Raw genomic sequence first — 22,172 nt, forward strand, 5'->3', positions numbered from 1 at the left:
CCCTGCAGTCATTGCTTGCGATAGCGAGAACCGCAGGTTCACGAATACCCGTAAAATAGAAATATCATGAGCTAAATCACACAAGTAGCTCCGCTACAAGCTTAGGCGTATCAAATCCTACAGGAAAGTCAAATATGTGCGACTTCCCTCCCGAGAGCTATCGGGAGTTGCAAAAGGGTAACTCATTTCGAAGCGACCCCTGCGCCATTTTGAATGACCAAGGGGTGTCTAAATCAAAGATTCAGCAGATCTTACTATCTCTATAATTTAGCCTGATTGTTTAAGTTTACCAGACCTAAGTGGGAGATTAGACTATATTTAATCGATTATGTTCAAAATAATATCCTTGAAGTGATCTAATCAAAGGATTTACCGTATATTAATTGTTAAGGCAAATATTAGAACTCGAAAACCTAAATCCATTCCCTTTTTATGAACTTAAATAATACTGACAAGATACATATATGAAAATCGTAATCCTCTCCCAAAACCCCAAATTATATTCTACCAGTCGTCTTGTTGAGGCGGGCGAAAAAAAAGGCCATGAAATGTTGGTCGTAGATCATGGCAAGTGCGATCTGGTCATAGAAAAGAAGAAGCCTGGGCTTATTTATCAAGGGCAAGAAATTACAGGCGTTTCTGGGGTAATACCTAGGATAGGGGCATCTATAACCTTTTATGGTACGGCTGTGGTAAGACAATTTGAAATGATGAAGGTCTTTACCGCCGTTGAGTCGCAGGCACTGGTCCGTTCAAGGGACAAACTGCGAAGCCTACAAATTTTATCGCGTGCCGGTTTGGGACTTCCCAAGACGGTATTCAGTAATTATTCCAGGGATGTGGGAACCATCATAGATAATGCCGGGGGAGCACCGGTGGTCATTAAATTATTGGAGGGTACCCAAGGACTTGGGGTGGTACTGGCGGACAATAGGAATTCTGCGGAATCCATATTGGAAGCTTTTAATGGCTTAAAAGCAAGGGTAATTGTACAGGAATTTATTAAGGAAGCCAAAGGAGCCGATATTCGTGCCTTTGTTATAGATGGGGTAGTAGTAGGGGCCATGAAAAGGCAGGGAAAGGAAGGAGAGTTCAGGTCCAACTTGCACAGGGGTGGTTCGGCCAATATCATAGAGCTGACCGATGAAGAGGAAAATGCGGCCATAAAAGCGGCCAGGGTCATGGGACTGGGAGTTGCCGGGGTAGATATGCTTCAATCCGCTAGGGGTCCATTGATTTTAGAAGTAAATTCGTCCCCCGGTCTGGAAGGTATTGAGGCCGCAACGGGAAAAGATATTGCTGGTCTTATGATAAAATATGTGGAAAGACATGCCGAATAGGAAAAATGTATTATTGGGCGAAACTGTTTTGCCCGGAAAGGGGATGTTGTTAAATCTGGATATCGCAAAATTGCATACCGGGACAAAAATTGAGGTTCCCATTATTGTACAAAGAGGAAAAAATCCAGGACCTGTTTTATTGATAACAGGCGGCATCCATGGGAATGAGATTAACGGAGTTGAGATCATTCGCAAATTGATTTCCAAAAAATATAACAGGCCGGATTGTGGAACGGTCATATGTATCCCTGTGGTCAATATATTCGGTTTTCTAAACCAGGCAAGGCAGTTCCCCGATGGGCGAGATCTAAATAGAGTCTTTCCAGGGAGTCCCAGAGGTTCCTTGGCCAGTAGGTTTGCCTATCATCTTATGAAAGAAATTGCACCTAAAGTGGATTATTGCATCGATTATCACACAGGAGCTGAAAGCCGATTTAATGCGCCGCAAACCAGGATAAATAAAGGCGATGAACAATGTATGGAATTGGCAAAAGTATTTGGCGCACCATTTGTTGTACTTGCAAAAACTAGGGAGAAGTCGTTTCGGGAAGCTTTGGCCAAAATGGGTAAGAAAGTATTGCTTTTTGAAGGGGGAAAATCCTTGGATATAAATAACCAGATTACAAAGATGGGGATAGCAGGTGCGCTTAGGGTAATGGATCATTTGGGAATGAGGAATTTTACCGGAGAGTTAAAGCTAATGGAGCCAAAGTCTGCACAACCTGTGACTATTGGGTCATCCCAGTGGATCAGGGCAAAATATTCTGGGATGTTTCACCCCTCTATTTCTTTAGGGAGTAAAGTATCAAAAGGAGATCTTTTAGGAAATATATCCGATCCGTTTGGCAACTTTGAAAGGAGAGTAAATGCGCAGAGCGATGGATATATCATATGTATCAACCAATCGCCGATCGTAAACCAGGGCGATGCTATTTTTCATATAGCTCAGGATTAAACCTAAAAGGCTTTGTTCTGAATCCGGAACTATTGGCATTTCGTGCCAATACTTAACGGCGGGGTACGGTTATACTAGTCAAAACTAGGAATATTCATAGATTCTCCTCCTTGTAGAGCAGATTCATGCGCAACAATCCCTGGTGCCGTATACGCTAGGGCTTCATGAATATTGATTTCTGGGTCACGGTTGTGTACAATAGCATCTATAAACTCATGGGTTATAAACGAATGCGAACCGTCATGTCCACTACCATGTCTAAGTGCTGCGGGGAGCATATCCGTTTTCCACCATAGCGGCTGATCATATTTTTCAACCCTACTTTTTTTGTTTTTAAAACCTGCGTCATCCTTTCCAATATCATCTGATGCCCATACCATGGTGGAATCCCCTCCTCCATGCTCGGACATATAAAAACTCATTTTATCGCCTCGCCATTCTCCCCTTTCAACTTCGCGTAGGGCTCCTTTCCAGTTCACTTCAACACGAAAAGGTGTTCCTTTGTTGGTCTTGAAAAAGGCTGTTTCGTTCCAAAAAGGGTTGTTGTATGGATTGTTTTGCAATAATGGACTATCATCCCCCCAACCCATAGCGCTAACCTGGGTCAGCCGTTCCCCTGTTACGGAAATCAGGAACGAAGTACAATGTGTAGGATATAACATAGGTGGCACCCCATGTCTCCAAGTGGCCTTGCCATCCTCAAAATACAGTTCCTCCAGTCCTGGATGATTATATTCGGCTGCGGCACTGAAAACCTTCCCGAAAGTTCCTTCCTTATAAAACTTTTTAACCGAGATGGTAGCCTGTCTGTAAACACTGGTTTCGGCCATCATGTACGTAAGTCCGGTTCGTTTTACCGCTTCCTTTAATTCATAACATTCCTCCAGGGTCCATGCAGCCGGTACAGCGCACAGAACATGCTTCCCTGCGTTTAGGCTTGCCAAAACATGCTTAGCGTGATCTGGGGCCGGAGTGGCAATGAAAACGGCTTCGACTTTAGGGTCCTGTAGCAATTTTGCCAAGGATTCATAGCTTTTTTTACAGGAGTATACCTCCATTAGATGGTTGCGGCGATCTGCACGAAGATCACTTACTGCTTCTACGATGCAATTGGGGTGTTCATGAAAATAAAAGCCGGCACCAAACCTTCCTCCAACAATACCTATTCTAACCTTTTTATCTACGGCCGGTATGTTTGCGAAAGCAAAATGAGGGGCTAAGGCCATGGCGCTGCTGCCCAGCAATGCGGTGCCTAAAAACTTTCTTCTATTGGGATTGGCAGTAACTCCATTTTTTATTGCTTTCATAACCTTATATTATTTTTACTTCGTGTGAAAATAGATTAGTTGCCAATTACGTCCTTTACTTTAGGGATAATGGAAAGTCTCCAATAATTATAGTGTTTCTGGCCTATCGTAAGGTCCCTTTTGGGCAAATATTAATTAATATCGGCCTCGTCCCAAACCTTTCCGGTCTTTGCATCTATCATTTGAATAGATACTTTTTCACCGTCAATCTTAACGGACAATACATAAAACATAGATTCTGGGATATCGGTTTCCGTACCATCGGCAGCGTGGAATTTATAAGGGGCAATGCCTTCACCTTGTTCCTCATCTACTTTTTTACCGTAATAGACATCTCCTTCAATAGCATCCTTTTCCCTTTTCAACGAGTAGATGCTGGCACCAGCACCGGCAGAAATAATGTAATTGGTACCATTTCTTTTGGTGCGGTAATAAATATGGTCGTGTCCGCTAAAAACAGCAGTGACATTGTATTTGTCAAATAGTTTGGTGGTCTCTGTTTCGGCGCCTTCCACATCGTCATAGGATTTATTGCCCATGGTATAATGCGGACGGTGTTTGTAGACAAAAATGTGTTTTCCTTTTGCTTTCCTTAACTCCCTTTTAAGCCATCTTAATTTTTTGGGATCGTCCTTTACTTTTGGCCAAGGCAATGCAATAAACTTAGCGTTGCCATAGTTAAAACTGTACATCGCTTTTTTCATCCCGAAGAAATTGCTGAAATTTTCTATACCATCTTCCCCGCCAGATTCCTCATGGTTTCCTACGGTAGGCCACATAGGATATTTTCGCATAAACCAACCCCCATCCTCGTCCAAGGTTTTGTAGTCTATCTTGCCTTGATCACCAGCCCCTCGGTTTACCAGATCGGCAGTGGTAATGCAGAAATCGGGCTGCAACATATCTGCCCTTTTTAAAACGCCAGGAAAATGTTCCGATCCCTTGGAATCCCCAAACACCAAAAAGTGCATTTGTCTAGGTTTCTTACCTTTTCTGGCCCTTAATTGATCCATTTTTGGCTCAGGGTTATAAGGATTTTCAGATTGTTGGGCATATGCACCAATCCCAAATAAAAGGACAAAGACGGTAATAAATAGTGATTTCAGATGCTTCATGGTAAAATTTTAATGGATAAAAGGTTCAGCTTTGGTATTTTCATTTAATTCCAAATTAAGATATAATTATTTGATATCCCAATGGTGGAAATATGGCAAATGCAATTGTTAATATTTTGTTAAGGACCAGATTGATCAATGTTTCAAGGGGAATTTTTTAAGATTGGTTACCGCCTAACGTATTTGGACATGGCCTCTTTTAACAAAACTTTATAATCTGGCTTATACTTGCTAATTTCCTGTGCCAAGGAAAGCTTGGCCATCAAAATAAGGATAGCAAAAAAAAAGTATTGTAAGACGAAATTCTCTTCTCATATTTCTGGCCGTTTTTGATCTCTCTGTCAGATATAATTGAAAAACATCAAATTATTTTTCGTACTTAGGGAGAGGGATTTATTCACTAAGGCTTAAGCCATATTTCTTGCCTTAAAACGGTTTGTATGATCAGTGTGTCGCCATCCCATGTATGGGCTATTTTGTCTCCGATAGAAATTTCTTTTTTCTGAAAGGGATTTTTAAGCCGAATTTCCCCTCCTTTTTCGGAAACGATTTTTACCCATTTCACTACCCCGGCTTCCTTTTGTGCGGAAAAAAGGAAGGCGCCTTCTGTCCGTAATTTACTAAAACCAACATTTTTCCAATCATCGGGGATGGCTGGAAATAGTAGTACCGTTCCGGTGTGACTTTGTATCAACATTTCTTGTAGTCCCGCGGCATAGGCAAAGTTACCTTCCAGGGTGAACGGTCTATAGGTAAAATTGGATTTTCCCGACCCTGATTGATCGCCATTAACGTGAAAGCTATTGGGCAGTACAAAGGAACTGGCAAAGTCTTTTAAGGCTTTTGCGGCACCTTCCCCATCATGGGCCCTAGCCTTTAAGTTGGCCAGCCAGCTAAAGGAATATCCTACCCATTGGCTAGAGCCGGTTGCGTCTAAATTGGCAATGGTCTTTTCTATAATTTCCTTGTCCTTTGCACCGTTTGCAACATCTATTAACCCTAAGGGATGTATCGCCATTAAATGGGAGAAGTGTCGGTGCGATTCGTTAAATGGCAAGCTAGGGGAAAACATAAGTCCCGTTTCATCCACAGCATAATCCGGCCACTCTTTAAGGCTGGCATTCCATTTTTGTGCTTCTTCTTTCAGCCCAAGCTCCAAGGCCAATTCTGCGGCATGGGAATAAGTCCATTTAATCAATGCCAGGTCAAAATTGGTCAAATCGCCGAACCATGCCTCACGGGAATTATTATGGATTTCCGGGCTGGAACTCAGCGGCAGTTTTCTTTTTCCATCTTCATCCAAAACCGATAATTCGTTAAAATGAATTGCCACCTCTTTGATCCAGGGATACGCCTCATTCTTTAGAAAATTACGATCCATGGAATAGCGCCAATGCAGATAAAAATGGTGTCCAAGCCAAGCCCCAACAGTAGGTCCAAAAGAATATTGGATCCAACCGCCCATAGGGTCTCCCGTTAGAGTGGTAACACCAGGTACGTTAAGTCCGTTGGTACCATAGAATTCTTTGGTATACTTTTTAAAGGTGGGTTTGTATTTTGTAAGCCAATCGATAAAGCCTTGTTCCAAACCCAAGTGATTTCCGGAATAGGTAGGCCAATAACTTAGTTGTGTATTTAGATCATGATGAAAATCACCTTTCCAAGGCGGTAATTTTCCATTATCCGCGGTCCATACACTTTGGAGTGATATTGGTGGCGCTCCTTGTCTGGCTGCCGACCCCAATTTGTACATTTCCATATACCATTGGTTTTGCAAAACAGGATCGGGAACCTTAATGGTAGACTGGTTCCAAAAGGAATTCCACCAGGCCATATGACTTTCCATGGATGATTCAATTCCCTGTTGAAGCGATTTTGTTACCACCTGTTCAGCAGTTCCTTCAGGGTCTTTCTCCGAGGTTTGGGAGCTGATGCTCCAACTGCCCTGCAAACCTGTAGGTGTAGGTTTCCACTGGGTGTGCACTTGAAATTTAAAGTTGGACCAACCCTTTTGGTCATAGGTGATAAAATGGTCTTTTTGAGTAACCTTTCCGCCGTCATAATTGAGTCTTCTTAGGTCTTGCCCTGTTACCGGATTATCTGCACTGGCCTGCTTTACTGAAACATAGGCAGGTGGAATTATGGAGGGGTCTAAATCTCCCGATATATTTTCAAAGGAATACCAGCCTATGGGTTCTGAAGCATGCACAAAGGTTTTTAGCAGGGCTCCATTTTTCCATTTTACCTCGCAAATTGCCGAATCCAAATTCAGTTTTACAGATTCCACTTCACCCAATCCACTAACGTCAAATTCCAAGGCTCCTCCAGGAATTTTGGACGGTGCCGGTAAATTGTCATAAGGAACGTCATAGCGTTCCTGCACTTTGTTGTAAGTATTCTTCTCCCACTGTTCTTTTACCCAATCAAATCCGAAATCCTTAAAATTTAGATTTTCCATGGGTCGTAGATCCCACAAATCAGCTCTGTCCAAGGATAATCGCAGTTTTCCGTCTTTTTGCCAAATTAAGGCACCAACAGTACCATTTCCAAATGGAATGGCTTCATCCCAAGTAGTGGCCAATTGATCGAATTTAAGCTTGTATTTGGGAATTCGGTCAAGCTCTACTTTTTTAGGTTCAGAATTGCAACTCCATAAACAGAGAACCATGGCCAATAGGCATATTGTTTTAGCTTTCATGTATATTGTTTTATTGTTCAATAAATAACAAACCAAGTACTACCGTTGGCGGGAATTTCCACTTTTAATTCTACGGAATAATCCCTAGCCAATTCATAGCTTATTTTTTTCTTTCCTTCTCCTTAATGCTGACTTCATTTGAGTGTCCCTGTAATAAAGGGCTAGCTGCCATGAATTACACCAACCCTTTTTCCCGTTTCAGGATTAATAATATTTACCGCCTCACTGATCCATCTGCTGGATAAAAGGGAATACCCACCGAGTTCTCTACTCTTGGAATGGGGATGATCCGCCAAGCCCTTAGATTTATATTGATATCGGACAGGTCTTTCATGTACAGGCCACTTCCAAAACTATGAATGACCATTTCATAAGACATTTTGGCACATTGGTGAATAGCCGCTTTCACCTTGCAGTCGTCCGTTGTGGTCAAATGTAAAAATAAGGGATTTTCCGTTGTCCATGGCGCTATTAAGGAATACATGGCGTTGGTATATAGGCCTTTTCGCTGTTTGTAATAACTGAAAAAGGGCATTTCCCAGAATTTTAGTTTTTCTACGGCACTTTCAGCCTCCACCAAAGCCAGATTTTCACTTTTAAAATTGTTTAAAACAATGGATTTTGATTCACTATTTTCAATGGTGAACCATTTGATGATCAAAAGAATACCATCTTTAAATGATTCTCCCACAATTTGATTGGGGACTACGGTAATGACCTTGTTTTTTTGGACAGACCACCATGGTTGTTCAGGTTTTTCAATATCCAATTCGGAAAGGCTTATGGCACCTTTTCCAGTAAGTTGTGAATAAGTGGAGATGGAGAAAAAGAGAAGTAGCGGTAAATATAGTTTTAGGAATTGCATTGTGATTTATATCCGGAATTTTGGTGTTTATTAGGTTCTTAGGTTTCAAGAAATATGTATATCCCAGTGATAGTGGTCTTGTTGTAGTTTGTTGGTTATTACTGACCAAAGGTTCTTCTCATTCACATCTATTTGTTTAATGTAAAAAATCCACACTTTACATTATTAAAAATATCAACTATTTGTTATGACTTTATAAATATATCGACCAATTGCCATTTCTAAAGGCTTAGTGACTGAATAATAGGGGAGTATCCTTTGGCTTAATAGGTATGAGGTAGTCTTTTTTGGTCAAGGTTATGGAAATGTCTAAGGAATTTTTGGAAAAGCTATGGACTTATAATAGAGGGAATATGTTTTATAGATTGTTCAATATGATTCCTAATAAAATTATTTATTTCCCACTTATTCCCTAGTGGCATTTTAGTATTTGCCTTGTAAATTGAGTAGGGGTGTGGACCATACTCAGGGGTGACGGTGATAAAGGGACGCTTCTTTTCCAATGCCTTTTTGATCATCAAACCCCACCAATCTGTAAAAAGATCCAACTCAGTTTTGTAATTACTATCACTGGGGTCTATCACTTGTGGACCCTGGGCCGAACCTACCCTAGCATGGATATGATAGGTGTGTTCAATGGCTTTTTGTACTGCTTTAGGTTGATTTTCCAACATGGATTCAGCAACGCAACACCAATGCGATAAGTCGGAAGTTAGTTTAAGAAAGGGATATTCCTCCAAATAGGGTAAACAGGCGTGGGCGGCAAATGAAAATCGGGAGCGATGGGTTTCATGGGTAATGATAACCCCAGTTTCCAATTCAATTTCATGGGCCAATTCAATCAAGGAGGCGTTTTGAGAGTGGGTAAAAAAGTCCATGCCAGTATGCGTATTCACGAATAGGGGATTAGCTTCCACTAGATTGTACAAGTGACTTTTATATAGTTCTTGGTGCTTTTTAAAATTTACTTCCTTGGTTTCCCAATGTTGGGCAATAAAATCCATTTCCATATCCTCCAATATGGAACAAATTTCTTTCTTTTTAATGCTATTTAATGGCAGGTCTATTTCAACACCATGATAACCTGCCTTCTTTACTTTACTTAAAAATACTGGCCAAGCCAAATCTGAACTTCCCCAGCGGGGATATATTAATTTAAGAAGCATATTTTACAGTATTTTAATTCCTCTGCTTTCTTTCCCCAGTATGGTCTACCCCTTGTTCCCTCTCATAATCTATCATTTTTTTGGGTCTAAAATTTAAAATTAGGGCCCTGCGTTGCACGTCCGTGATGTTGCCTTGACTAAAATGAAGCGTATGTCCATCATGAAAGGTACATCCACCTGGGGGTAATGGAATACTCTGTGCTTGTGAGGTATCGGTTTCGCAATATAATGCTCCGCCGTTAGGCATGTTTTTGTGGGGAAGAATAGGTTTGCCTTCTGTTTTGGGAATAAACCACATACAGCCATTTTCTTCAAAGACCTTGTCCAAAGCAATCCAACAACTAGCCGATCTTTGGTCCGGCATGTTGATCCAATAGGCGGCGTCCTGATGCCACGGGGTTGGGGTGTTGGTTTTTGGAGCCTTGTTGATCATCATATCAAAATCTAGTTCCATATCTTCTCCCAGAAGGTCTTTGGCCCACTGTTCAGCTTTTTTGTAAGCGCTGGATTTTAACAATTCTGGAACCAGACTACTGGGTCGCATTATTTGGGTAATACGTTCAACTTTTTCGTTTGTATTGGTCGTTGCCCCTGCGAGGTCGCTCCGCAGGTGAGCGGTTTTGACTTTATCCTTTAATATTTCATCATAAATAGCCCTAAGGCCGTCCACTTCTGAAAGGGAAAGTAGGCTTTCAATTTTAATATATCCGTCTTTAAGGAATTTTGTTTTGTTTGTTTCCATAATTCAAGTTTGTAGGCTCCAAATATGTAATTTAAATATAATAAAGTCTTCTAATTTTATACTATATTACTTTTTTATACATTTTTTATGGATATGGCATCACAGGACAGAAGGGTATTTAATCTTAAGGAATTTGGGATTAAAAGGGGTTTGTCCTTTGGTCATTATCGATACAATTCGGTAAAACCTGGTCTTGAAATCCACCGACATCAAGGGGCTTTGGAAATTTGCTTTTGTATGAAGGGGCAACAATATTATAAGATTGGGGAGCAGTTATACGAGCTTAACGGAAACGATATTTTTGTGGTACCTCCTGATACCTGGCATAGTACGGGCGAATTTCCTGAGGATAAAGGGGAATTGTTTTGGCTACAGATACTCTTGGATAGTTCGGTTGGTAAACTTTGTAACATGCCCAAAAAGCAATCGGATTTTTTGCTCAATGCACTACTGGATAAGTCACAACATATATTTAAGGGTTCATTTCAACTAAAGTTTATTTTGGAGAAATTAGTGGATCACTTGGGTAAAGTAGATTCCATGTTGTCGAGAATAATGGTAGGTCAATTGATAACCCAATTATTGTTGGAAACCGTAATCCTGTCCAAGAAATCCCAACAAAGTCCACCATCCATAAAATTGAATACTTTGGATAAGTATATTCAGAAACATCTATTCAGGATTATATATGTGGATGAAATGGCCAATGTAGTGGGGATGTCCACGGGGTACTTTAAGGCCTGGTTTAAGAAGGAAGCCGGGATGCCTCCAAAGGAATACGTAAACCGACTAAAAGTTGAACAGGCTAAAATAGATCTGCGGACCACTGAAACAGTTACTGAAGTGGCATTTGGCTTGGGTTTTGCTTCCTCCCAGTATTTTGCCACCACATTTAAGAAGTTTACTGGTGCTACACCTAAATCCTATAGAAGGATGCACAGGGAATAATAATGGAACATTAATTTAACCTTCACTCTATCTAAAAAAAATCCGGAACCTTTAAGGTGTCCGGATTTTTCAAAACTAACTCAACTCAATCTTTATCAGGTTCATTTAGAGGAACTTGAAGTGAACCTGAAAATTATTAAAACTCTAATATTTTATCGATTCATCACTGAAATCTTATGCAATATAAGTGGTTAGCCTCCATTCCGCTACCAATTAACTGACAAACACTGATACTTTTTGTGCATTTTTGGATTTATTGACGGAGATGAGGTATATATTTTAAGTAATAACTAAAAAAAGCAAAGATTAACTTTTTTGACTCCCAATCGGTACTAGGATGAAAGTACTCTTGCTTTACTTGCGGCGTCGTGGTTGTATGTTTCATATTATGAGACCGGATCAATAAACAACACCTATGGCATTAAAAACAAAGACACGGGTAGAAATTTCCTGCCCGTGTCTTGTTTACTTGCATTATTACTGGAAGCCTTTTAGGCTTTCAAGAAATGCATAATAATTATTACAATGCTATTTCGCCTATGTGGTATACCTGTTTTAGGTATTCCTAGAGGCGGTATTACTTAGTAACCTGTATTTTGTACTAGGTTAGGATTGTTCTGCATTTCAGATGTTGGTATTGGAAACAAAAGTTCCCTTGCTGTAAGCGCCTTATTTGGTAGGTAAGAGAAGTTATGGCCAACAAAATCTTCCAATACATTGGTTTCAGTGTTATACGCTTTTCTCCATCTTACCATGTCGTACCATGTCTTGTTTTCAAAACTCAACTCATGAATGCGCTCTATTCGTACCGCTTCTCTAAAAGCATCTTGTGAAAGACCTGTCAAGCCCACAAGTTCGGCACGATCTCTAATCAGATTTACGGCATCATATGCCTCAGTTGAAGGTCCACCTTCAGCTTCGTTAGCCGCTTCCGCATACATAAGCAATACATCTGCATAGCGATATAGGCACCAATTCAAATCGGATTGTGCGCTTCCTTCTTGCGCTTCAATATCAAAATGTTTAAAGATATAAGGGGCTCCGAGATTGACACTGGTGTTGCGATCGGCATCTAAAGTATAACTGTTAAAATAGAATTGCTTTTCTTCCGCCCGTTTATCGCCCGCCTCGTAGGAGTCCACAAAGGAGTTCGTTGAAAAGATACCACCGGTTTGTGCCGAATAGGCCGAAATTCCCAAGTTATATGGTAAAATTCCTGGCTGCCAGTTTCCATCTTGAATACCTGCCGCGAATTGGGTCATAAAGATGTATTCCCCTGAATTTTTGGTGGCAGGGTCATGCAACTCGTCATAGGTATCAAAAAGGCCAAACTCGTCCGAATCCACTACCTCTTTAGCCTTGGCGGCGGCAAGCGCGTAATTCTCTGTTTTTTGAAGCGGATAGCCTGCCATGGTCAAATATACATCTGCCAATAAGGTCTTAATGGCGCCCAAAGATACTCTACCAGACGTATCTCTCCAGTCTAGGCCAGCGCTTTCGGCTTCTTTAAGATCGTTGACGATTAGGTCATAGACCGCTTCTGGCGAAGATTGTTCAGGGTACAATTGCTCCGATCCCAAATCTACCGAATTGGTAATGATAGGAATGTTTCCGAACATTCTTACCAAACCAAAATAATAGTAGGCTCTAAAGAATTTGGCTTCTGCCAAATACTTTTGCTTAAGATCTTCGTCCATATTTATGTCCGGGATTTTTTCAATTGCCAGGTTGGCCCTAGAGATGCCTAAATAATATCCCGTCCAGTAACTGTTTCCATATCCATTGTCCGAATTATTAATTAAATCCTTTACCAAGTAAATGTTTGTCGCCTGTCCCAATGAGGTGTTGGCCAAACCTGTGGCAAATTCGAGCATCATCCATGTACCTCCACCAAAACCACTGTTGGTAATTGAAATCAACGGTTCATATGCCCCATTAACGGCACTCTGGGCATGTGCGGCCGTGGTAAAGTAGGTGTCGGTTGTGAAGTTGGATTCATCTTCTTCATCCAAAAAATTACTACATGCCGTTATGCTTGATATTGCGGTTACGACGGCTATAGCTCTTATAAAGTTTCTATAGATTTTCATTTTTTTATCTTTTATAGGGTTATAGTCCAACATTTAATCCTAGCATAAAGGTTCGAGGTCTCGGATAATCGTAAAGAGAGAATCCTTGATCGAAAGCTCCACCACCATTCGAACTTTCAGGGTCGTACCCTGGATATTTCGTTGCCACAAAAAAGTTTTGCACCGAGGTATATACCCTTAGGCGATTCAAGTGTAAACGTTCCACCAATTCAGGTTTGAAAACATAGGAAAGCATCAAGTTTCTTCCTCTTAAAAAGGCAGCATCCTTTAATTTTCCTGAATCGTTATTGGTGTCATATCCAGCAGCAATTGGTCTTATCTGTGCAATGTCGGTATCCTGATTGTCCGGAGTCCACGCATTTAAAACTGTTGCGAAGCTATTAGCTATGGTCTGACGGTCTTCGGCAGAGTGTTCGTCACGGTACATTACACTATTACCATATTGAAATTGCAGGTCTACCAGTAGCTCAAAATTGCTATACCTGAAGGTGTTTGAAAAAGTTCCAAAACCATCGGCAATACCTTTCCCAATGATGGCACGGTCATCGCTATTGATGGCCCCATCATTGTTAAGGTCACGGTATTTGATGTCACCGGGCAATCTATCATAGATGGCGGCCTGGGCTGCCTCATCGGTGTTCCATGTACCTTCATCAATATATCCGAAGAAAGTACCAACAGGCTCGCCAACACGGATCAAGGTAGACCCCAAGAAAATATCGGCACCTCCTGAAAGTGCAGTTACTTCGTTTTTATTGATTGAAATATTGAAGTTACTGCTCCATCCAAATAGTTCATTATCAAAATTGACAGTATTTAAATTAATTTCAACCCCCTTATTTTCCAAACTTCCAACGTTTCTAAATACATTGGTAAAACCACTTGAAGAGGGAACGGGAGCATTAAGTAGCATATCGGAAGTCAACTTTCTGTACACATCAATTTCCAACCCGATACGATTATTAAATAGACCCAATTCAACACCGGCATCTACTTGTTCCGTTTTTTCCCATTTTAAATCGGGATTGGCCATACGACCCGGGACAGTATAGGCGGAGCGGGCGCCATTAAAAATTACCGAACCATTGGTCAAGCCGGCTAATCCTTGATAAGCTGGCAATTCTGAGTTACCTGTTGCACCATAACTAGCTCTAATTTTAAGATTGGAAATGGTTTCGTTCTGTGAGAGAAAATCCTCTTCGGAAGCCCTCCAGGCCAATGCAGCTGATGGGAAAAAGGCAAACTGGTTTTCCGGTCCAAATTTAGAGGATCCGTCAGCTCTACCTGTAAGCGTCAACAAATATTTGTTCATGTAGTTGTAGTTGACACGCCCAAAATAAGAGTTGAGTCCGTAAGCAATTTTGCTCGAACTTGGCGTCTGTGGGTTAGACCCTGCACCAAGGTTGTTAAAGCCATAAAAGTCATCGGCAAACCCTCGGGTCGATGCTGTTGCACTAAACTGATCAACATGTTGCCAGGAAAGTCCTGCCATGGCCGTTAGGGAGTTATTGCTGTCAAAATCTTTGTTATAGGTCAAATAGTTTTCAAATTGCCAAGAATTATAACGTGAGTTTGAGACACTTGCAGCACCATCGGGCAAGGCTATATATCTTAGGTCCTTACCGCCGTAATAATCGTTTCTTTGATTGATGATATTGGTTCCTAAGGTAGTTCGTAATACAAGGTTTTTATTAAATTCAATACTGCCATAAAAGCTACCCAAAACGGTCTGGGTCTTGAGGTAATATCTTCGATCGTTCGCAACAGCCACTGGGCTGCCACCACCCTCCATTCCAGGATAGTGTATGTTAGATCCCCAAGTGCCATCCTCATAACGGACCGGTATAATAGGTAGGGCCTCATATACCTGACGCATTGTGGTGATACCACCACCTCCAAGTTGATCTACTTGTTTTTCGTCTTGGTCGTTGTAGCTTAGGCTACCTCCAACTTTTAACCAGTCGTTAACCTCCGTATCCAAAGTAAATCTACCTGAATAGCGCTTCAGCCATGATTCCACAATAAGTCCTTCTTCATCCCTAAAACCCATAAACAGTCCAAAATTGGATTTTTGGTTACCACCTGTAAATGAAAGTTGGTGATTTTGGGTAATAGCGTCCCTAATAGCTTCATCTTGCCAATCGGTATCATAAAGCGGGTTGCCACTGGCATCAAAAAGTCTTGGGTCGGTTCTTTTTAATCTAGGGTCGGTATATCTTCCACCGGCCCATCCTTCAGGGTCAAATTTTTCAGCATTGGCATATGCGATTTCCTCAACACGAAGAAACTCTTCAGAATTTAAAAGATCAAGTTTTTTAGGTAAGGTTCCTATGCTGAAATCCACGTCATAATTAAGTCGGGTTTCACCAGAAGTAGTTCCTTTTTTGGTAGATACAAGAATTACACCATTGGCACCTCTGGCACCATATATGGCCGTAGCGGAAGCATCTTTTAAAACTTCAATGGATGCTATATCATTAGGGTTCAGATAATCTATTGGGGTACTACCGTTAGATAATCCGGTCGCATTAAGGATTACACCGTCTATTACATAGAGTGGCGTATTGGCGATACTAACTGAGGTATTACCACGGATTCTTACTACTGTTCTACCCCCTGGTCGTCCAGAGCCGGAAGTTATGTTTACACCTGCCACCTTACCAGCCATTGCTTGGTTTAATGAGGCAGCCGGTCTTTCTGCCAATTCTTCGGACTTAATGGAGCCCACTGCTCCGGTGAGGTCACTTTTCTTCTGTGTACCATACCCGATCAATACTACCTCATCCAATCCAGCAGCACTTTCTTCCAAACTCACCGAAATAGTAGTTTGTCCATTCAAAGGAATTTCTTTGGATGCAAATCCAATGTAGGAAACGACTAGGGTTGCATTCTGATTGGCTACGTCAAGTGAAAAATTACCGTCAAAATCGGCTGTAACCCCATTAGTGGTTCCTTTTTCCACAATGTTCGCCCCAGGTAAGGGGGTTCCGTCCGAATCGGTAATGGTTCCGCTTACAGTTTGTTGTTCAACAGCATTATTTAGGGGGGCAATGGATTTATTTGTTTTGCCCGTTTTTAAAATAATCTGCTTGTTCTTGACGCTGAAATAAATATCCGTTGCTTCAAATAGATCTTCCAAAATATTTGATATAGGCTCTTTATCCACGTTAACGGAAACAGTTCTCGTTAAATTCACCTTTTCATGGTTGTACAGAAACCTAAAATCCGAAAGGGATTCAATTTCATTAAAAACCTGTTGAACGCTAACGTTCTTTAGGTTTAATGTAATTTTTGTGTTCTGTCCATATGTGTTGGCCTGAATTTTAAACAGAGAAACTATCAGTAATAGAGTTGTTAGTTTCATCTTTAAATGATGTTTGCTTAGCCAATCCGCATGGAAAGGCCGGACTAATTTTAATTTTTTCATACTTTTGTAAAGGTTTGGTGATTAAACATTTCATTTGTTTATATCACTTTCTTATGCCGGGGAATGCGCCAACATTTTCCGGTTTTTTTGTAAAAGTGATTTTTCTAGTGCACATGTTTTTAGTTCATTTTCATTGGCATCCTTTTTTTAATTAGTATTGGTATCGAGTATTATAATTTTGGAACCCTCCTGTATAAATTCAAAGGGGGTATCTTCCTTAAAAGCTTCCAGGATTTCTATAATGGTTTCATCTCTAAATGTGGCCGTGTAAATTTGATTTTCCAATCGTCCACTTTTATCTTCGATAGTAATATTGAAGTGCCTTTCCAATTTTGTCCTAATATTATAAAAGGGGGAAGCCTTAAACACAAGATACCCATCTATCCATGCGGTATAAATATCGGTATCCACTTCCTTTATGGTCATTGTATTGCTAATTTTGTTCCATTCTGCACTTTGTCCAGGGACTAGCTGGGAGGCAGAATTTGTTTTTAGATCAGCACCTTCTTTGTAAAGTACTACGGCACCTTCAACCAAGACGGTGCTGATGTCCTCATCTTCGGGATAGAAACTTAGGTTAAATTGGGTACCCAATACCTTTATGTTCATTTCGTCCGCATTTACGATAAAAGGGTGTGCCTTGTCTTTGGCTACGTCGAAATAGGCCTCTCCTTTTAAAAACACTTTCCTTTCCTCCCCGGCCAGAAAATTCACGGGGTATCTAATGGAGCTTCCAGAATTCATCTTTACTTTGGTTCCATCGGACAGCACAAGGTCAAATTGTCTTCCATAGGGTATATGAAGCGTATTGTATACCAGTTCGTTTTGGGTTTCAACACCTGAGTATTGTAATGAATTACCCTGTTGTGAAGCAATCAAATTTCCGCTTTTAGTGGTAATCTTTCGCTTCCCATTTTCTGAGATTGTTTCAATGGTACCGTTGTCCAAATGCAATGTAATTGCGTCAGAATTTAGATTGTGCTGAATTGCTATTGGTGTTGTTGGCAATTCGGTGTTTTTTTGGTTGAAAAAGTATATGCCTGCCAGTAATAATAGGGTTGCTGCAATACCGGACCAAAATCCAATACTTGAGTGGGGAAAAAATGATCTAACTTTTTTTTTATTTTCAATGTCTTCTATCTTGTTAAGTATTTTCTGTAATAGAATTTTGGAGTCCTGATCTTTTCTATTCTTAATAGGCAGGTTTCCTTTTTTTGCTTTATCCCAGTGTTTGGCCCAAATTTCATGCTGAATTATATCCATATCAGAACTATCAATCAGCTCAGTTAGACAATCCAATTCCTTTTTAGAAATGGTATTGTCCACCAATTTCTGGAGGAGCTCATCCAATTTGTTTGCGTTCTGCATCTACGGTATTTTAATAGTAGTATTATGGGCTGTATAAGTAATACACCCCAAAAATGATAAAGTCCCAAATTTGGATTGAATTTTTTACGAAATAGATAATTTATGTAAAAAGAAGTAGACTTATTAGAAAAAAATATATGCTATCTGCCATATAAGGTTTCAACTCTGTCTTTATGATTTGTAGGGTTTTCCAAAGGTGGTTTTTCACCGTTTTTTGCGTTATTCCCAAAAGATTGGCTATTTCCTCATTGCTTTTGCCTTGTTGTTTGGACAATACGAAAATACTTCGCTTTTGAGTGGGAATTTGTTGAAGGATATCATTTACGATGTCCTCATATTCACCTAGTAGAATGGTGTTTTCTGTTTCCTCATTTAAGAAGCTAATGTTTTTCCAGTATTCCTTCTTTAGGGATTCCTGATTGGCAATACTTCTTAAATAATTATAAGTTGCATTTTTTGCAATTGTAAAAATGAAGGCATCAAAAGAATGCTCAAGAACAATGGTCTCCTTTTTTGTCCAAATCTTAATAAATACTTCCTGTAGTATCTCTTCGGTGGCGTAATCCGACTTCGTGATCGAGTGTATGAAATAGTACAACCTTTTTTCATACAATTCAAAAACAGTTTTGAATGCCGACCTATTTCCTTTTATTAAGGAAGCTAACAATTGGTCTAAGGGTTGTCCTGACATTTCGAAAGCAATTAAAAGATTAGAATTTATTTAAAAAATTTAAGGTATTTTTTTTCGAGAAATATATAACCTCTAAAAGATAACGTCCGAAATTAAGTGGTATTTTCTTTCATTTCAACTAAAAATTACACATTTAGCAATACTTTTTTTGCCAATTTTTAATCGGTGCAAAAAAAGATGTATATTTAAAATCTCATTACGCTTTTGTTATTTATCTTATTTTATGAAATTACACCTTCTTAACAGGGCCAGTTTACAGAACAGTTCCTTTACCGTTACACAAAATAGTTATTCCCATTTCTTAAAAATTTGGCATTATCACCCGGAATTGGAATTAGTTTATATTGCGAAAAGTACGGGAACGCGTTTCATTGGAGACGGAATTGAAAAATTTTCAGAAGGAGATCTGGTATTGATCGGTAAAAACCTTCCACATATGTGGCTTAATGATGAAGTTTATTTCGAGCCCGATTCGGACTTGGTTTCCGAAGCCATCGCCATACACTTTAAGGAAGATTTCTTAGGGTTGGAATTTTTGGGTGCCATAGAGATGAAACCTATATTGCAATTGATAAAAAGGGCGGCCCAGGGAATAAAATTTTCCAATATAGACCATAAGGTTGTTGAAAAAATTAAGAAACTGCACAGCCTGGAACCATTTGAAAAAACAATCAAGTTTATTGAGATTTTGTATAAATTGGCAAATCATGAGGAATATCAATTATTGTCCAGCCCTGGATTTTTAAATACCTTTAATAAAACGGATAATAAGGGTCTGGATGAAATATATGAGTTTGTATTCAAGAATTTCAACCAACCAATTGGTTCAAAAGATGTGGCGGAAATTGCAAAAATGAACCCTTCGGCCTTTAGTAGGTTTTTTAAACGAATCCATAGAAAAACATTTACGCGTTATCTAAATGAAATAAGAATAGGGTATGCATGTAAATTACTTATAGAGAATAGGAATAACATTACCCCGGTTTGTTACGAGTCGGGCTTTAATAATATTTCGAATTTTAATAGACATTTCAAGTCAATTACAGGCATGTCCCCCTCTGATTATATTAAACTTCATACTCAAAAGTAGAGAAAATGATAATTTCGGTCAAAAAAGTATCAGAATTGGTGCTTCTAGTGGTGGTTCTAAAAATGGTTTGGATTTAGTTTTGTTTCTTTAATATTATTCCAAATGAACAGCAAAATAATTATTACGGATGTTTTGGTAAAAGACGTTCGATTTCCTACCAGTAAATCACTGGATGGATCAGATGCCATGAATCCAGATCCGGATTATTCCGCGGCCTATGTAATTTTAAAAACTAACCATCCTGATGGCCTTGAGGGGCATGGGTTGACATTTACCATTGGTAGGGGCAATGAACTATGTGCTGCTGCTATTCATTCATTGGCGCCATTGGTAAAAGGTAAATCTTTGGATAGTTTTACCTCAAACATGGGAGCCTTCTGGAAGATGATTACAGGCGACAGTCAATTACGTTGGTTAGGTCCTGAAAAGGGGGTGATTCATTTGGCTACGGGAGCAGTGGTCAATGCGGTTTGGGATCTTTATGCCAAAGTTGAAAAGAAACCACTATGGAAACTCTTGGCGGATATGACGCCCGAAGAATTGGTTTCCTGTATTGATTTTACCTACATTACAGATGCCATTACTCCTAAGGAAGCATTGGATCTGCTCAAGGGAAAAGAGGCATCCAAACAGGAAAGAATCAATAAATTATTACAGGATGGATATCCTGCATACACTACTTCCGCAGGATGGCTTGGCTATTCGGATGACAAAATGAGGAGACTTTGCAAAGAGGCCAAAGAGGCTGGCTTTAAGCATATGAAAATAAAAGTAGGGTCGGATTTGAAGGATGATATGCGCCGTGCCGGAATTATCAGGGAAGAGATCGGTACCGACTTAAAACTTATGATGGATGCCAACCAGAAATGGGATGTGGACGAGGCGATAGCCAATATGGCGGAGCTTAAGAAGTTTGATCCCTGGTGGATCGAAGAGCCAACTAGTCCGGACGATATTTTGGGACATGCAAAAATTGCCAAGGCCGTACACCCTATTAAAGTGGCGACCGGGGAGCACTGTCAAAACAGGGTTGTATTTAAGCAATTAATGCAGGCCAATGCCATTGGTATCTGTCAGATAGATAGCTGTAGAGTAGGAGGGGTAAACGAAATTTTAGCCATCCTTTTGATGGCTGCAAAATTTAAAATTCCTGTCTGTCCACATGCCGGAGGGGTTGGACTATGTGAATATGTACAGCACCTGTCCATGATCGATTATATTGCAATTAGTGGTTCCTTGGAGGATCGTATTATAGAGTATGTAGATCATTTGCATGAACATTTCTATGACCCGGTGGTTATTAAGGATGGTGCCTATATGCCCCCCTCAATGCCCGGTTACAGTATTACGATGAAAGAACAATCCTTGGAGGATTACAGTTTTCCGGATGGCGTAATTTGGAAGGATGAAGTAACGGCCAAATAATAGGAGATTAAGTTGAATAGTAAATAAGATTAATAATCCGAAGAATAATATGTCACTTTTTAGTTTAGAAAACAAAACAGCAGTAGTAACAGGTGGTGCCAGTGGTATTGGTGAAGCTATTTCCAAAGCTTTTGCCGGCCAAGGAGCCGATGTTCACATTTTAGAATTTAATGCAGAAAATGGAGAACGTGTTGTTGGAGAAATAGAAGCTAAGGGCGGGAAGGCCACTTTTCACGCTTGTGATGTTTCCAATAATGCCCAAGTGGCGCAAATAATTTCCACTATTGGTGCAGATAAGTATATAAATATTTTGGTGAACAATGCCGGAATAGCCCACGTGGGAAATTTGGAAGGTACTGAGGTAGAGGATATGGATCGCATTTACAATGTAAATGTAAAGGGGGTTTATAATTGCATGCATGCCGTTATAACCAAAATGAAGGAAAAAGGTGGGGTTATATTAAACATGGCTTCAATTGCTTCTTCTGTTGGTATTTCGGACAGATTCGCCTATTCCATGTCCAAGGGAGCGGTACTCACCATGAGCTATTCTGTAGCAAAGGATTATTTGGATCAGGGTATTAGGTGCAATACCATTTCCCCTGCTAGAATCCACACGCCTTTTGTCGACGGATTTATAAATAAAAATTACCCGGGAAAAGAAGCGGAAATGTTCGAGAAACTGTCCCAATCCCAACCTATAGGTAGAATGGGAAAACCCGAGGAGGTAGCTAATTTAGCAGTTTATCTATGTTCGGACGAGGCTTCTTTTATTACAGGAACCGATTTTCCAATCGATGGAGGTTATATAAAGTTGAACGGATAGGTTTGGTTTAACAGGAACACCTGTTGTTGGATCGATTTATAAATGGAGCTGGATATCACTTTGATGTTTTAGTTCCATTTTAAGAAAAAAGAAACCAGTAACAGCCCGCTCCATCAATG

16 protein-coding genes are annotated in these 22,172 nt (G+C 40.1%); 6 read left to right on the forward strand and 10 right to left on the reverse strand.

Features of this window, described 5'->3' with window-relative positions; all coding sequences use genetic code 11:
- Positions 1 to 464: 464 nt before the first annotated feature.
- Positions 465 to 1,340: a 30S ribosomal protein S6--L-glutamate ligase gene (rimK, locus tag MWU78_RS01750; RefSeq protein ID WP_187582005.1), complete on the forward strand. Its 876-nt coding sequence runs from the start codon at positions 465 to 467 to the stop codon at positions 1,338 to 1,340.
- Positions 1,330 to 2,295 carry a succinylglutamate desuccinylase/aspartoacylase family protein gene (locus tag MWU78_RS01755; RefSeq protein ID WP_246994394.1) on the forward strand — a complete coding sequence of 322 codons (966 nt, stop codon included), beginning with the start codon at positions 1,330 to 1,332 and terminating at the stop codon, positions 2,293 to 2,295. The genes rimK and MWU78_RS01755 overlap by 11 nt, the downstream gene beginning before the upstream one ends.
- A gap of 74 nt (positions 2,296 to 2,369) precedes the next feature.
- Here MWU78_RS01755 and MWU78_RS01760 read toward each other — a convergent pair whose 3' ends face one another.
- The 6 genes from MWU78_RS01760 to MWU78_RS01785 all read right to left on the reverse strand — a co-directional run bounded on the left by MWU78_RS01760 (position 2,370) and on the right by MWU78_RS01785 (position 10,188).
- Positions 2,370 to 3,602: a Gfo/Idh/MocA family oxidoreductase gene (locus MWU78_RS01760; RefSeq protein ID WP_246994395.1), complete on the reverse strand. Its 1,233-nt coding sequence runs from the start codon at positions 3,600 to 3,602 to the stop codon at positions 2,370 to 2,372.
- A 131-nt stretch (positions 3,603 to 3,733) separates the two neighbouring features.
- Positions 3,734 to 4,717 (reverse strand): metallophosphoesterase, encoded by a 984-nt coding sequence (locus MWU78_RS01765; RefSeq protein ID WP_246994396.1) that lies wholly within the window; start codon positions 4,715 to 4,717, stop codon positions 3,734 to 3,736.
- 400 nt (positions 4,718 to 5,117) lie between these two features.
- Positions 5,118 to 7,415: a glycoside hydrolase family 95-like protein gene (locus MWU78_RS01770; protein ID WP_246994397.1), complete on the reverse strand. Its 2,298-nt coding sequence runs from the start codon at positions 7,413 to 7,415 to the stop codon at positions 5,118 to 5,120.
- A gap of 214 nt (positions 7,416 to 7,629) precedes the next feature.
- Positions 7,630 to 8,280: a hypothetical protein gene (locus MWU78_RS01775; RefSeq protein WP_246994398.1), complete on the reverse strand. Its 651-nt coding sequence runs from the start codon at positions 8,278 to 8,280 to the stop codon at positions 7,630 to 7,632.
- Between the two features lie 329 nt (positions 8,281 to 8,609).
- Positions 8,610 to 9,446, reverse strand: coding sequence for a sugar phosphate isomerase/epimerase (locus MWU78_RS01780; protein ID WP_246994399.1), 837 nt, complete (start codon positions 9,444 to 9,446; stop codon positions 8,610 to 8,612).
- Between the two features lie 13 nt (positions 9,447 to 9,459).
- Positions 9,460 to 10,188 carry a phytanoyl-CoA dioxygenase family protein gene (locus MWU78_RS01785; protein WP_246994401.1) on the reverse strand — a complete coding sequence of 243 codons (729 nt, stop codon included), beginning with the start codon at positions 10,186 to 10,188 and terminating at the stop codon, positions 9,460 to 9,462.
- A 93-nt stretch (positions 10,189 to 10,281) separates the two neighbouring features.
- Between MWU78_RS01785 and MWU78_RS01790 the strand changes: the two genes are divergently transcribed.
- On the forward strand, positions 10,282 to 11,136 hold the full coding sequence (locus tag MWU78_RS01790) for an AraC family transcriptional regulator (RefSeq protein WP_246994403.1): 855 nt from the start codon (positions 10,282 to 10,284) through the stop codon (positions 11,134 to 11,136).
- A gap of 581 nt (positions 11,137 to 11,717) precedes the next feature.
- Here MWU78_RS01790 and MWU78_RS01795 read toward each other — a convergent pair.
- The 4 genes from MWU78_RS01795 to MWU78_RS01810 all read right to left on the reverse strand — a co-directional run bounded on the left by MWU78_RS01795 (position 11,718) and on the right by MWU78_RS01810 (position 18,712).
- The gene (locus MWU78_RS01795; protein WP_246994405.1) at positions 11,718 to 13,226 is read right to left on the reverse strand and encodes a RagB/SusD family nutrient uptake outer membrane protein; all 1,509 of its coding nucleotides are present in this window, start codon (positions 13,224 to 13,226) and stop codon (positions 11,718 to 11,720) included.
- Positions 13,227 to 13,245: 19 nt separating this feature from the next.
- Positions 13,246 to 16,653: a TonB-dependent receptor gene (locus tag MWU78_RS01800; RefSeq protein ID WP_246994406.1), complete on the reverse strand. Its 3,408-nt coding sequence runs from the start codon at positions 16,651 to 16,653 to the stop codon at positions 13,246 to 13,248.
- Between the two features lie 147 nt (positions 16,654 to 16,800).
- Positions 16,801 to 18,021, reverse strand: a complete 1,221-nt coding sequence (locus tag MWU78_RS01805; protein WP_246994407.1) for a FecR family protein — start codon at positions 18,019 to 18,021, stop codon at positions 16,801 to 16,803.
- A gap of 100 nt (positions 18,022 to 18,121) precedes the next feature.
- Positions 18,122 to 18,712: an RNA polymerase sigma-70 factor gene (locus tag MWU78_RS01810; protein ID WP_246994408.1), complete on the reverse strand. Its 591-nt coding sequence runs from the start codon at positions 18,710 to 18,712 to the stop codon at positions 18,122 to 18,124.
- Positions 18,713 to 18,935: 223 nt separating this feature from the next.
- Here MWU78_RS01810 and MWU78_RS01815 point away from each other — a divergent pair, with 223 nt between their 5' ends.
- The 3 genes from MWU78_RS01815 (at position 18,936) to MWU78_RS01825 (ending at position 22,053) form a co-directional block, all read left to right on the forward strand.
- Positions 18,936 to 19,802 carry an AraC family transcriptional regulator gene (locus MWU78_RS01815; RefSeq protein ID WP_246994409.1) on the forward strand — a complete coding sequence of 289 codons (867 nt, stop codon included), beginning with the start codon at positions 18,936 to 18,938 and terminating at the stop codon, positions 19,800 to 19,802.
- Between the two features lie 102 nt (positions 19,803 to 19,904).
- Positions 19,905 to 21,227, forward strand: coding sequence for an L-fuconate dehydratase (locus MWU78_RS01820; protein ID WP_246994410.1), 1,323 nt, complete (start codon positions 19,905 to 19,907; stop codon positions 21,225 to 21,227).
- 49 nt (positions 21,228 to 21,276) lie between these two features.
- The gene (locus MWU78_RS01825) at positions 21,277 to 22,053 is read left to right on the forward strand and encodes an SDR family oxidoreductase (RefSeq protein ID WP_246994412.1); all 777 of its coding nucleotides are present in this window, start codon (positions 21,277 to 21,279) and stop codon (positions 22,051 to 22,053) included.
- Positions 22,054 to 22,172: the final 119 nt, after the last annotated feature.

Origin of the sequence: Arenibacter sp. F26102, from assembly GCF_023015865.1 — a bacterium.
GTDB lineage: Bacteria > Bacteroidota > Bacteroidia > Flavobacteriales > Flavobacteriaceae > Arenibacter.